This window comes from Enterococcus sp. B2E4 (assembly GCF_030499455.1).
GTDB lineage: Bacteria > Bacillota > Bacilli > Lactobacillales > Enterococcaceae > Enterococcus_D > Enterococcus_D casseliflavus.
The window spans coordinates 120,277-134,072 of record NZ_JAUKPK010000005.1; the positions used below are offsets into that span (position 1 = coordinate 120,277).

Annotated in this window: 11 protein-coding genes; 7 read left to right on the plus strand and 4 right to left on the minus strand. The window is 46.9% G+C overall.

Annotated elements, in window-relative coordinates:
* Positions 1–72 precede the first annotated feature (72 nt).
* The 5 genes from Q1X33_RS04575 to Q1X33_RS04595 all read left to right on the plus strand — a co-directional run bounded on the left by Q1X33_RS04575 (position 73) and on the right by Q1X33_RS04595 (position 5,921).
* Positions 73–1,302 (plus strand): OFA family MFS transporter, encoded by a 1,230-nt coding sequence (locus Q1X33_RS04575; RefSeq protein WP_005226552.1) that lies wholly within the window; start codon positions 73–75, stop codon positions 1,300–1,302.
* 221 nt (positions 1,303–1,523) lie between these two features.
* Entirely contained in the window at positions 1,524–3,626 is a 2,103-nt protein-coding gene (locus tag Q1X33_RS04580) for an SH3 domain-containing protein (protein WP_005226554.1), read from the plus strand.
* Between the two features lie 241 nt (positions 3,627–3,867).
* Positions 3,868–4,371, plus strand: a complete 504-nt coding sequence (locus Q1X33_RS04585; RefSeq protein WP_005226556.1) for a general stress protein — start codon at positions 3,868–3,870, stop codon at positions 4,369–4,371.
* A gap of 268 nt (positions 4,372–4,639) precedes the next feature.
* Positions 4,640–5,206: a hypothetical protein gene (locus tag Q1X33_RS04590; protein ID WP_015508723.1), complete on the plus strand. Its 567-nt coding sequence runs from the start codon at positions 4,640–4,642 to the stop codon at positions 5,204–5,206.
* 301 nt (positions 5,207–5,507) lie between these two features.
* Complete coding sequence (locus Q1X33_RS04595) at positions 5,508–5,921, plus strand: phosphate-starvation-inducible PsiE family protein (protein WP_010748527.1); 414 nt, start codon at positions 5,508–5,510, stop codon at positions 5,919–5,921.
* A gap of 34 nt (positions 5,922–5,955) precedes the next feature.
* Here Q1X33_RS04595 and Q1X33_RS04600 read toward each other — a convergent pair whose 3' ends face one another.
* From Q1X33_RS04600 to Q1X33_RS04610, 3 genes are read right to left on the minus strand one after another with little or no spacing between them, the layout of a single operon-like run.
* Positions 5,956–7,827, minus strand: coding sequence for a fructose-bisphosphatase class III (locus Q1X33_RS04600; RefSeq protein ID WP_034868946.1), 1,872 nt, complete (start codon positions 7,825–7,827; stop codon positions 5,956–5,958).
* Positions 7,817–8,635 (minus strand): pyruvate, water dikinase regulatory protein, encoded by an 819-nt coding sequence (locus Q1X33_RS04605; RefSeq protein WP_005226564.1) that lies wholly within the window; start codon positions 8,633–8,635, stop codon positions 7,817–7,819. The genes Q1X33_RS04600 and Q1X33_RS04605 overlap by 11 nt, the downstream gene beginning before the upstream one ends.
* Positions 8,636–8,647: 12 nt before the next feature.
* The gene (locus Q1X33_RS04610; RefSeq protein WP_005226566.1) at positions 8,648–9,283 is read right to left on the minus strand and encodes a helix-turn-helix transcriptional regulator; all 636 of its coding nucleotides are present in this window, start codon (positions 9,281–9,283) and stop codon (positions 8,648–8,650) included.
* A gap of 191 nt (positions 9,284–9,474) precedes the next feature.
* Here Q1X33_RS04610 and ppdK point away from each other — a divergent pair, with 191 nt between their 5' ends.
* Entirely contained in the window at positions 9,475–12,108 is a 2,634-nt protein-coding gene (gene ppdK / locus Q1X33_RS04615; protein WP_270787963.1) for a pyruvate, phosphate dikinase, read from the plus strand.
* An 82-nt stretch (positions 12,109–12,190) separates the two neighbouring features.
* Here the strand turns inward: ppdK and Q1X33_RS04620 are convergent, their stop codons facing one another.
* Positions 12,191–12,583, minus strand: a complete 393-nt coding sequence (locus Q1X33_RS04620; protein WP_005226569.1) for a YbaN family protein — start codon at positions 12,581–12,583, stop codon at positions 12,191–12,193.
* A gap of 172 nt (positions 12,584–12,755) precedes the next feature.
* Between Q1X33_RS04620 and Q1X33_RS04625 the strand changes: the two genes are divergently transcribed.
* Positions 12,756–13,565, plus strand: a complete 810-nt coding sequence (locus Q1X33_RS04625; protein ID WP_005226570.1) for an aldo/keto reductase — start codon at positions 12,756–12,758, stop codon at positions 13,563–13,565.
* Positions 13,566–13,796 lie beyond the last annotated feature (231 nt).

Here is a 13,796-nt window from a genome sequence, read left to right on the forward strand (position 1 = left end):
TTTCGTCACGCGCGCTAGCTTTTGAAAAAACATGTGAATAAAGTAACATGCTTAAAGCAAAGGAGGGAAAAAATGGAAACAAAAATCAATCGCTGGCTGATTCTGATCGCTTCGACCGCGGTATTGCTGTGTACGGGCGCTGTTTACGCCTTTAGTGTTTTTGCAGGACCTCTTAGTCAATTAAAAGGCTGGTCCATGGAAGAGATCATGTTAGCCTTTACCATCAATGCCGCAGTTGGCCCGATTACCATGATTTTGGGTGGTTTGCTGACAGACCGAGGAGCCGCTAGATGGGTCATCGCTGGTGGAGGCGTGTTGTTCGGAGCGGGCTTCTTCTTGACGGGATTGGTCAACTCACCCGCCATGTTGTACCTGACTTATGGAGTCTTTGCTGGTTTAGGGCAAGGCTTTGCCTATTCGGCTTGTTTAAGCAATACGATTCGGCTATTCCCGGATAAACGGGGACTGGCGTCGGGCTTGATCACAGCAGGTATGGGTGGGGCAGCGATTATTGCCGCACCGATTGCGAATCGTTTGATCGAATCACAAGATGTACTAGCAGCGTTTCGGATTTTAGGGATCGCCTATATCGTGATCGTCTTAGTGGCTAGTCTGTTTATTCGCAAGGCACCAGAAGATTATCGCCCAGCAGGTTGGCAACCAGCTGCGCAAGGGAAAAATGGCCCACAAATCAATCTGAATTGGTTGGACATGCTAAAGACCCCAACCTTCTACTTGATTATCGTTATGTTAGGGGCAGGGGCTTTCTCAGGTTTGATGATTGCTTCTAACGCATCAGTGATCGGGCAAAGTATGTTCGGTTTGACGGCAGCCGCCGCTGCTTTTTATGTCAGCTTGTACTCATTGAGCAACTGTTTTGGTCGTGTCCTTTGGGGCACCGTTTCTGATAAAATTGGTCGGACGAATACGTTGATGATCATCTATGGCGTGGTGGCATTGTCCTTATTCTTATTAACGCTTGGTCAAACAACCGTGATCTTCACTGTCGGGATCATCGGTTTAGGACTGTGCTTCGGGGGCGTGATGGGGGTTTTCCCATCGATCGTTATGGAAAATTACGGACCGATCAATCAAGGAGTCAACTATGGAATCGTCTTTATTGGTTATTCTACGGCGGCATTCTTTGGGCCTAGAGTGGCAGCAGCAATCGCTGAAAGTAACCAAGGAGATTATACAAAAGCCTTTTATACAGCAATTTTCTTGGCGGTTTTTGGGCTCGTTCTCAACATTGGCTATGCGATGCTGAAAAAAGCCAAAAAGCCCGCACCTGTTATTAAATAACAATTCAACCAAAGCAGTCTTTTTGATAAAGGCTGCTTTTTTGGTGCCAAAACCACTCTTTTTTCTTTTTTTAAAACAGAGGATTGGCGGATGAAGCAAAAGAGAGAACTGTTTCATAGCAAGAAATTATCTCGTTGATTTCACTGTTTTTTCATCTTAACCCCCCATTTTTTAATAAATCGTGTTACAATAAAAAAAGGCTAATACGACGGAGGGATTAAATGACAATTCGTAAAGAACGACGCCGCTTAGAAAAGCGCTTGAAGCGCACACAATATACCCAAAAAAGTATTACGATGGCTACTACTTTAGTAGCGGGATCAACGTTTATCCCGACCTTAGGGCATGCGGCTGAAACGGCAACGACAGAAACTAGCAATGACCTCAAGGTCGTTGAACAAACAACAAACACTACACCAGAAACCGACAGCACACCGGTTGAGGAAACGACAGCATCGACGACAGCACCTGTTGTGACCGAAGAAACTTCGGAAACGACGGAGGAGTCAGGGACGGAAGTAGTCACTGAGGGATCAGAAACAGCGACGACAGAAAGCACAACAGTCGCTAGTGATGAAGTCTTAGAAGCAGATGAAGTACCATCAGCCCTTTCGGATTTGACCAGTCGGGCATTATTTTCACGGGCAACGATCGATCCGGCTGCCTTTATCAGTCAGATTTGCGGCTATGCAACGGAAGTAGCGGCAGCAAACGATCTGTATGCCTCTGTCATGATGGCACAAGCGATTTTGGAATCTGGCTGGGGCGCATCAACTTTGACGACCACGGCCAACAATATGTTTGGGATCAAAGGTAGCTATAATGGCCAATACGTGACAATGGATACGTATGAAGATGATGGTTCAGGCAATTATTATTTGATCAGCGCCAAGTTTCGGAAATACCCATCATTAAAAGAGTCTTTTGAAGACAATGCGTATGTGTTGCGCAACACGAGTTTTTCTAGCGGCAACTACTATTACAGCGGTGCGTGGAAAAGCAATACGACCTCTTACACGCAAGCGACCGCTTGGCTGCAAGGGCGGTATGCAACCGATACTTCTTATGCCAGCAAATTAAACAATTTGATCAGTACGTATAATTTAACGCAATATGACACTGGCAGCTCAAATGCAGGCGGCGGCAATAGCAATGAAACGATCGTCAGTGATGAAACAGCGATCAATCAGCAAATGAAAACCACGTCATCCATGAATATTCGTTCCGATGCCTCCACCAGTGCCTCTATTACTGGTTCGTTAGCAGCCAATACGACGTTTACGGCAACGGCGACCAAAACGGGCACCAGCGTCAACGGCAACACCACGTGGTATAAGATTTCTGGCAAAGGCTGGGTCAGCGGTGCATATTTGACGAAGGTTTCGACCGATGATTCAAATAACAATAGCGGATCAGGCAACACCGGTTCTGACAATAGCAATTCTGGCACGACGATCAACAAAAAAATGAAGACGACGGAAGCGATGAATATTCGTTCCAGCGCTTCTACTAGCGGATCAGTGGTAGGATCACTTAGCAAAGGCACGACCTTTACAGCCACTTCTATGAAAACCGGCACATCAGTCAACGGCAACAAAAATTGGTACTATGTCTCTGGCAAAGGTTGGGTCAGCGGTGCCTACCTTACTGAAGTGACCAACAATAATGCTTCTGAAGCAGAAAAAGAAGACAACAGTTCAAGCATCAATCAAAAAATGAAGACGACGGCCGCATTGAATGTCCGCTCGGATGCTTCTACCAGCAGCCGTGTCGTGACGACGCTTGGTCAAGGGGTGACCGTTACCGTGACAGCGAAAAAGAACGGCACTTCAGTGGAAGGCAATAAAACGTGGTACTACGTTTCTGGCAAAGGTTGGGTCAGTGGTGCCTACTTGACAACAACCAGCAGCTCTTCCAATAACAGCGGTTCAACGACGACAAATCAGAAAATGAAAACCACCGAGATTTTAAATGTTCGTTCCGATGCTTCTACCAGCAGCAGTATTACTGGTTCTTTAAGTAAAGGGGCAACCGTCACGGTTACCGCAACAAAAACCGGGACGACCGTCAATGGCACGAACAAATGGTATTATGTTTCTGGCAAAGGCTGGGTCAGCGGTGCCTACTTGACAGCTGCTAGCAGTGGGTCTTCTAATACGAATACCAGCAGTAGTTCAACGAAGACGCACACGGTGAAATCAGGTGACAGCCTATGGTCACTGGCACAAAAATACAACACCAGCATCAGCCAAATCGCATCATGGAACAAGATCAACAGCAGCTATACGATCTATGTCGGGCAAAAGTTGATCGTTTCCAAATAATAAGCAAAAGCAACCGCGTGTATGCCATTGGCTCACGCGGTTTTTTATGCTGGATCAAGCGTTCACTAAGATGCTAGCGGTTTATCAAGAAACTACTTGTTTTTCGTAAGCGCAATCAAACTATTTGGTCAATCATAGAACCCTGCGTTAGAATGAAAGAAGCAATAGAAATTGCTAGTTTTAAAAGAATTGCTTCAGAACCAGAACAATCGAAGCGTACACAAAATAAGGAGGATTTCACATGCACAACAGAAACCTAACGATTATTGGCAGTTACGACACTCGAACAGAAGTATTACCGGTTATTGAGCAATTGACAAACGAAGGCTATGGCAAAGACGATATCGTGCTGTATGCGAATCAAACAGTCATCGATCAATTTGGGTTAGAATCCATCGATGATGTGGAAGTGGAGCATGCTGCTAGTGAAGACGAAGATCGTTCGCTTTGGGAAAAAATCAAAGATGCGTTTTCTTTTGGCGATTCAGATCACAGAGACGATGAACATGATCCATTATACGGCTACCGAGATGACATCGAACGAGACAAACTCGTTGTCGGCGTCTACGATTATCAGCCGATGGACAAAATAACGGATCGTGATGCAGATACTGAGCCAATCATCGATCAACCGTTACCAGGTGAAACAGCGATGCCCGATGAGTCCGTTCATCCAACACCGCGCATGGGAGACAGTGATATTGAAGCACCGATCCATGACCCGAATCATCTGCGAAACTTATAAGTAAAAGAATTTCTTAAGTAAAGGAACCATTAAAGCCAGAGGAACGAGCATCCGTCGCACCTGCCAACCCTTAGTGAAGGGATGGGCCCGCAGGTGATCGACCGTCGCCCTCGGGCTTTTTTTGTTGCGCAACGGGCATTCATGTCTTTGTCATCTTTGAAAATAAAACTTAATTTGTTGACGATTGCTTTTTTTTGTATAATATAAGAATGAGATAGATCATTGACGGAAGGTCCAACCATATTTTTGGGAAAGGATGGGGAGTGCGATGAAATTCAAGTTCAATATGCAGTCGGCATTAGTCAGTTGTTTTGTTGCGGTTTTTTTGAGTGTGGCGATCAATCAAGATGCCAATGCCTTTGTTGCCGCGCCCTTTGTTCGAGATTCTTCCAGTAGTTCCTCCGAGCCACCTTACCAGACCGCAAGCAGCAGTATCGAAGAAACCTCTGATTCCAGTCAGATTTTTTATGAAGCCAGTGTTAGTTCGTATACACCGTCTTCAACGACTAGTCGCTCGATCGAAGCGTCGACAAATGAAGGCACGTCTGTTTCTGTAAGCGAAGTAGAGACAGAGCCTAGCGTCAGTACTTCTGCAAGTAGCGAAAGCAGTTCGAGTACCGCGCCGAGTGGCGGCTCAACGACCACCAGCGATACCTCCAGCAGTAGCGCTAGCAGCAGTTCTTCAAGCTCTTCGTCTACGAGTTCGACCAGTACTACAACAAGCAGCTCCAGTAGTGAAACGACTGAACCGTCTTCGGAAACCTCCAATAGCGATGACGAAGCTGCGGAAGATACGAGTGAAAACGTTGATCTAACAGTCGAAGGGGTCAACTGATCCCAGTTTATAAGGAAAACCAGTCCAATCCAAAGGCACCATTTCAGCTAGGCTTTATGCCTAGCTTTTTTATTTGCTTGTGTGAAGGAGGTCACGCCCGGCCATTGCTATAAACAGGCTTTTTCGTTGCTGTGTTTCCGTAAAGTCGCAGAAAGCAGCTATCCCTTTTGACTAGTGAAAAAAGCGACTACCCTCAGTCCTGCGTGTTTATTTCCTTCCTTCCTAAAAAAAGCTGCACTTGCAAGCATATCGTAAAGTGATTTTGAACAGTTTCGCTATAATAAGTGCGAGGAGGGGTGTTATGGGAAAGTATTTTAAGCACTTCGAAAAAATGATTAGTGTGATTGTTGATATTATGTTAGGACTGTTGGTTCTGTTGGTTTTGGTGGTGATGGCGGAAGCGATCTACAAAATCGTTGTCCATGTGATCCCGCTGCATGAAGTCAGTGATCTTTCCTTATTGATCGAAGAGATCGCGACATTGTTTATTTTACTGGAAATTATTTTGATGTTATTGCGTTACGTAAAAGAAGGTCACCATATTCCGGTGCGTTACTTGATTTTGATCAGTATTACAGCAATTTTAAGAGAGCTGCTTTTGGCACAAGGAAAAGGGTTAGAAACGCTCTTTTTGGCCTTAGCGATCTTGGTCTTGATCATTGTGCTGCAGGCGTTGGAAAAACTCAAAGCCTTTCATAGTTCTAAAGGACTGTAAAAAAAAATCATCCGATTGGTTGACGAATGACTCGTCAAGGGATCGGATGATTTTTTAATTCTTCAAAAAGCACTCGGCTTTCTTGCTGCAGCCGCTTGCCGATATCTGTTTGCCCTACCGTTGTTCTTTCCGTTTGCCGCACGACGATTTTTTTCTGAGTGACGATGTCACGTCGCTGCTGGATGGCTTGCTGGCGATCTGTAAAGGGTTGATGGGCTGCTAAGGTCATGCCGAAGGAATTTGACAACAGCGTGTAACCAGCAATGCCTGTGACGGATTGATAGGAGCGAGAGAGTCCCCCATCGATCACCAATAAACGACCATTTGCCTTGATGGGCGTCTCACCTTTACGCACTTTCACAGGGGTGTGGCCATTGATGATGTGGCCTGTCGGCGGCAGACCGAAGGCAGCTAGGACACGGCAGCAGAAGTCTTCGTTTTCCCTTAAAGAATAATAGGCATTTTTTTGTTCCGTATGGGTGTTGCGATCTGCTATAAAGTAGCGCTCAAAGGTTTTCATGGCTTTTTTGCCGAAGAGGGAAGAGCCTTCGCCGCACCAAAGATACCAGATCATATCGGTGGCAAGGTCTGTTTGCTTTTCTGGTTGGGTAAAGCTTTCCTGCAAGCATTGCTGAAAAAAGTCCATCAACGCTTTGCCTGCTAAGGGCTGCTGCTGGAAAGTAAAGGCCAGGAAATCGCCGTTTTCCTGACAAGGCAGGCAGCCGTGATACAGCAGGTTGTCGTTGAAGCGCTGGTATAATGTGCCATGCTCAACTAAAAAGCGCATATGCGCAGCTAAACGGGGCGAGCGTTGAAATTGGCTCAGCAAATCTTGCAGTACCTCATGTTCTTCTGCTGTCAAACGGTAAGGATCATCGGGAGCTACTAGTTGAAAACAGCCGTTGATCAAAGGATAGGTCTGGTCTAGCTGGATTTGTTGCCGATCTTGAGACAAGCGATGCAACAAGCAGCGCTCTGCCATCGCAAATGCTGGGCGCCGCTGGATCACGGCTGCTTCGACTTTGAATTGGATGATGGCAAACGCCTGTTGCAAAAGCATGGCTGCTTTTTTTTGCTGGCTTGATAAAGGGTCCACTGTTTTTTGCGGATAAAAGCCTTCATTTTCTGTGTAATATTTTTGGCTAAAAGCCAGTGCTTTTGATAGATCGATGCCATAACCATCTTGTAATAATGCCAGATTGCCGTAGCGAGCAGCGATGCGGATCGTATTGGCCAAACAGGGCAGCGAGCCGCAAAAGCTGCCGATCCACAAAATATCATGGTTGCCTAGCTGAATATCCAGTGAGGGCAAAGTCATCAAGCGATCGACGATTTTGTCTGGCGCTGGTCCGCGATCATAAATATCGCCTAAGACGTGGAGATGATCCACTACGAAGCGCTGAATCAAGTACGCCAGTTCTTGGCAAAAAAGCGGGGCTGCCTCTAATTCAATGATCTTATCAAAAATCGCCCGATAGTAAGCTTCTTTATTGAAGTCAGCATCATATTGGTACAACAGTTCTTCTAAGATATAAGCAAAAGAAGACGGCAGTGCTTTGCGTACCTTGGAGCGTGTGTATTTACTGGAAGTAAAGCGGGCAACTTTCACTAGCTGTGCCATCTTTAAGCGCCAATCGGCAGGGGTCCATGCCTGTTCTTGTAATAGCTCCTCTGGATAATAAATGACAAAACAAAGTTCGGTCTGTTCTTCTTTCGTCAAGACGCCAGTAAACAAAATCTCGACTTTTTCTCGGATACTGCCAGAACCATTCCGCAAAATATGGTCAAAGGCATCGTATTCACCATGCAGATCGCTGACAAAGTGCTCGGTGGCTTTCGGCAGCTGCTGGATGGCTTCCAAGTTGATGATCTCGGTCAGGTTTGCCAAGGCGTCTTTATTGAACATGGGCCTGTTCTTTGGCTTGTTCTTCAATCAGCATCGCGCTTTCTTCAATGGAGCGTTTGCTGACATCGATCACCGGAATGTTCAGCTTTTTGAACCATTCATTCGCGTAAGCTAATTCTGCTTCGATTCGTTCACAATTGGTGTAATGGGTCTCTTCTTTTAAGCCCAATGAATGCATTCGGGATCGCCGAATCTCGGTCAGAGATTCTGGATTCGTGGTCAAACCGACCATTTTTCGCGGGTCGACTTGGTGCACTTCGGCTGGCAAAGCAACTTCAGGAATCAAAGGCAGATTTGCCACTTTGTAGCCGCGGTTTGCCATGTATAAACTCAATGGTGTCTTCGAGGTTCGCGAAACCCCTAAGAGGACAAAGTCAGCATCGAGAAATCCCCGTGGGTCTTTGCCGTCGTCGTATTTCACCGCAAATTCCATCGCTGCCACCCGGCTGAAATATGCTTGGTTCAAGCGATGCAAGGCACCAGGCTCTTGGACGGCTTCTACACCGAATGTTTTTTCCAGCATCGTGGTCAAGGGCGACATAAAGTCGACATACTGCAAACCAGTCCGCTTGGCAAAGGCATCAACAAAGGCGACTAACTCTTTATTGACTAAGGTGGTAACGACGATCGATTTGTCTAGCAAGGCATCTTTGAGGATCTCGCCTAAGCTCTCTTCATCATTAGTAAAGGGAAAGAGCTGGATGTCTGAAAGGTCGATCGTGGGAAACTGCGCGGAAACGGCTGCGATCAGCTTTTGTGCCGTTTCGCCTACGGAATCTGAAATCAAATATATTCGAACGTTCTTCATTGTTTTTGCCCCCTAAAAGTGTGTGTTGTCACTGTCATTGCCTGCTTGAATAAAGTAATTCATCAGCCGTGTCTTCGTGATTTTGCCGATGACTTTTTTTGGTTCCTGCGGATCGACCACAGGCAAGGTATCGACTTCATGTCGCCCTAACAACGTACCAGCCGTCAAAATCGTTTCTTCGGGTGTGATGGTCACGATGTTTGGCATGCGAGTCATGATCATCGCTACAGGTGTTTTTTCTGGTGCGGCATTGCTGATCGCAAAGCGCAGTAGGTCTTTGCGGGAGAGGACCCCAATCAGCTCGTCTTGGTCATTTTTGACATAGAGGGAACCGACATCGTACATAAACAAAGTCGTGACCGCTTCATAAACGGAGACCGTTTGTGAGATCAGCAACGGTGGGATCATGATTTCTGCAACTTTGGTATGATAGAGTTTTTCGAAAAGCAAAGGCTCAACGGTTTGTCCTGTATAGAAATAGCCGACTTTCGGTCGGGCGTCTAATAAACCGGTCATGGTCAAAATCGATAAGTCATTCCTCAAGGTTGCGCGGCTCAAGCCCAACTGCTTCGCAATGGTCTCCCCACTGATCGGCTGATGCTCTTTGACGATCTCAATGATTTTCATTTGTCTTTGGCTTAATTCCAATGTGTCACCTTCTTTCTTTTATGTGCTATGCTATTGATTATATGATTTTCCGAATAAAAAGGCAATCCTTCTCTATTTAAAAAGGATAAATCCCTTAAAAGTTTTCTTTTTTCAGCTTGACGATTAAATGTGTCATACTATATACTGCTAATTAATCGAAATAGTATATAACATTTAAAAGGAGGAACATGATGGAAAAAGCAGTCGTATGGTTTTCAGAAGGCACAAAAGAGCAAAAAGCACTATTAGGCGGGAAAGGGGCAAATCTTGCGGAGATGACCAATTTGGGTTTGCCTGTTCCCCAGGGATTTATCGTCCCTGCGACTATTTGCCTGACCTATTTAGAAGAACAGGTTCTTCCTGAGGCGATCATCAAGCAAGTCAAAGCTGCCATCGAAGAATTGGCAGTCCGCAGGAACAAAACATTTGGCGGACTGCAGTCGCCGTTGTTGGTTTCTGTCCGCAGTGGGGCTAAGTTTTCCATGCCAGGGATGATGGATACGATCTTAAACCTTGGGTTGAATGATGAAACCGTCCAAGGCTTGGCTCAGCAGACGGGGGACCCCGTTTTTGCTTATGATTGTTATCGCCGCTTGATCCAGATGTATGGGGATGTGGTGAAAGGTGTAGCAAAAGAGCACTTTGAAGCCTACTTGACAGATTATAAGAAACAGCAGAATTATGCGTCAGACCAAATGATGACCGGCAATGATTGGCAAATGATCTGCCGCGTGTTTCAAAGTATTTATATGGAACATACTCAAGAAGCGTTTCCGCAAGACCCGTTTCAGCAATTGTTGGCAGCCATCACGGCGGTTTTTCGCTCATGGAACAACCCACGGGCAAAGACCTACCGATCTCTCCATCGCATCCCTGACGATCTAGGGACTGCCGTAACGATTCAAGAAATGGTGTTTGGTAACACCGGGATAAATAGCGGGACGGGTGTCGCCTTCACCCGCAATCCAGCAACCGGGGAACCGGGACTTTTCGGCGAATTTTTAGTGTGTGCCCAAGGGGAAGATGTGGTTGCAGGGATTCGTACACCGCAACCGATCCAAGCGTTGGCACAGCAGCATCCCATGATCTATCAGGAATTAAAGCAACTGGCTGAGCGTTTGGAGGATCACTATCAAGACATGCAAGACATTGAGTTTACCATCGATGACGGCCAGCTGTTTGTCTTGCAAACGAGAAACGGCAAACGAACCGCCGCTGCCGCAGCGCAAATCGCAACAGATATGGTCGCAGAAGGTCGGATCACTATTAGGCAAGCACTAGATCGCATCACACCAGAAATGATCGATCAATTGCTGCACCCGTTATTTGCCCCCGAAGCCTTACAGCAAGCCAAAGCCTTTGCGCAGGGCTTGCCGGCTAGTCCAGGAGCAGCTTCAGGACATGTCTATTTCACTGCAGAGGCGGCGGAAAAAGCCAACCGCGCAGGAGAAAAAGTCCTGCTGCTGCGGCAGGAAACCTCACCTGAAGATATTGAAGGTATGGTGGTGAGTGAAGCGATCATTACCGCTCGTGGGGGGATGACTTCGCATGCGGCGGTGGTCGCCCGTGGTCTGGGGGTCTGCTGTGTGGTAGGGTGCGAGGCATTAAGTGTCGATGTATTTTTGAAGCAGGCTCGCTGTGGTGAGCTGCTGATTGAAGAAGGTGACGTGCTTTCGGTAGACGGCAGCACTGGCAAACTGTATCAAGGGCAGCTGCCTATGACCAGTGTCCAGGAGCGGGTCTTGCTGGATCAGCTTTTGACGTGGGCACAAGCCCAGGCAGATCTAAAGGTTTACGCAAATGCGGAAACAAAAAATGACATTGAGGCTGCGCTGGCCTTTGAGGCAGCGGGCATCGGTCTGGCACGGACGGAGCATATGTTTTTTGGGGAAGAGCGTTTGTGGAAAATGCGGGAAGTCATTTTGGCAGAAACGAAGGCGGAACGATTGAAGGCGTTGGCTGAGATCAAGGCTTATCAAAAAGCCGATTTCCAAGAAATGCTGCAGGCCGCGCAAGGAAAGAAGTGCACGATTCGTTTATTAGATCCGCCACTTCATGAATTTTTGCCCCATGAGCATGAACGCCTTGAAATGGCTCGCCGCAGTCAAAAATCATTGGCAGTGATCGAGCGGCGAATTGCCGAGCTGCAAGAGGTCAATCCCATGATGGGGCATCGCGGCAGCCGTTTAGGACTGAGCTATCCAGAAATTTATGAAATGCAAACAGCGGCGATTTGTGAAGCGGCTGTGGAATTACGGCAGCAAGGAGTCGAGGTAGAGGCGGCGATTTTATTGCCCCTGATCAGTTTGCCCGCAGAGCTGCAGGTGTTGAAAGCGACGTTGACGCAGGTGATCGCTCAAGCAGAAGCAACCCTGCAGCAACCGTTGCACATCGAGATCGGCATGATGATCGAGACACCTAGAGCGTGCTTGATCGCTGGGGAGTGTGCTGAAGATGCTGCGTTCTTTAGTTTTGGTACCAATGACTTGACCCAAATGACCTTTGGCTTTTCGCGGGATGATGCAGGCAGCTTTATTCAAGCCTATTTGCAGTCGGGGATCTTACAAGAAGATCCTTACCAGCACTTAGATCAGGCGGGTGTTGGCACGTTGATGCGCCAAGCGATCACTGGCGTAAGAGATCGTCAGCCAGAGCACTCGATCGGTGTTTGTGGCGAAGTCGGTAGTGATCCCTATTCCATTGCATTTTTGCGAGAGATCGGCATCGACTATGTTTCTTGCTCCCCATACCGAATCCCTGCTGCCTGGTTAGCGATCGCCCAATCCGCCCCCATCATCGAAGAGGCGTCAGTGGGCTCCCGCTAAAATAGGAGAAAAAAATACACCGCAGTCCACTAGCAAGGCTCGCCTGCTTGGTAGATTACGGTGTGTTCGTGCAGCGTCGTTCTTACAGGGGCTGATCCGTTTTTTGAATCGCGGGTTTGCGTCCTTTTAAATACCAAGTGATCCCAATGACATGGGCGAGGTAGATGGCAGCGAGGACGAAACGTACCAGCAGATTAGGGATCAATAGTGCAGGAATTGCAAAGACTACCAGCATCATGGCAAACATCCGAACCATTCCCTTGGTGCTCAGCTGTTTTTGTACGAGTGGTTTTTCAATGTATTTTTGATAATTTTCTGATTGAACCAAGCGTTGATAATAGGTATCGGAACTCCGCAGCCAGAAATAAGCCGTCAGCAAGTAAAAGACCGTTGTGGGTAAGAAAGGTAAAAAGATTCCTAAAGTACCTAGACCGAATGTCAGTGATCCACAAAGAAAAAATAGTGTTTTTTTCAAAAGTAACCCTCCTTATTTGGGTGTTTCGTGTCTTACCCTCAGTATAACGGAGGAGGGGCAGCTTGAACATGCGTTTTGTGTTTTTCCCCGTTTTTTAGCGGCAATAAGAGTTTTTCTTCCCCTTACTCCTGCTTTTTTGATAGACTAGAAACAACACAAAGGGGGAAGCAGCATGGAAACGATTGAATTGAATACCGGCATTCAGATTCCAGTGATCGGCAGTGGGACGAATACATTTGGGAAAGAAAACCGAGAATACCAAGGTGCGATTAATGATGATACGACAGAGCTGTTGACTGCCATCAAGCTTGGGTATCGGCATTTTGATACGGCGATTTCTTACCGCAACGAAGCCGTGGTAGGCAAAGCCATCAAGGAAAGCGGGATCGACCGCAGCGAATTTTTCCTGACTTCTAAGATTCCTGGCAAACCAGAGCATACGCAAGATGCAGCTGCCGTGAAAGCGTCTGTCGAAGCGAGTTTAGCAGCCTTGCAGACGGAATCGATCGATCTTTATTTGATCCATCATCCGTGGGACAACTTGGCAGAGATCGCAGCTGTCTGGGCGGTTCTTGAGGCTTATGTCGATAAAGGAGTCTTAAAAGCGATCGGGGTGTCCAATTTCCAAGAAGAAGAACTTAGCTATTTATTGGCAAACAGTCGGATCAAACCAGCGGTCAATCAAATCGAATCGCATCCAGGCAAGTGGAACGATGCGATCATCGCCTATTCCTTAGCCAATCAGGTAGTTCCAGAAGCCTGGGGGCCCCTTTCGCGGATTTCAGAAGCGGCTCGGGAAACCTTGACCCAAATCGGTGAAGCGTATCAAAAAACCTGGAGCCAAGTGGTCTTGCGTTACCAAATCGAGCGTGGGGTGATCGTGATTCCGAAATCCCATTCAGAAAAACATCAAGCCGAAAATTTAGCGCTCTTTGATTTCGCTTTGACTGCGGAAGAAAAAGCCGTCATCAAAGAATTATAGGCAATAAAAAGCAGTCCCATTAAAGGGGCCCCTGCAGCCAGTGCGGAAACTTCCGTGCTGGCTATTTTTATGCAGTCGCAACGCTCCTTCATGACTGAGGAGCTTTTCTATTCGTTAGATCAGCAACCGTAAGCCTTAGCAAAAAAAGAAAATGCGCTTGCAGCCGTTTCTGCCAATGAACCCTCTTAATCATTCAAAGAAATAACCGATTATCCTTACTAAGGGTCGTCT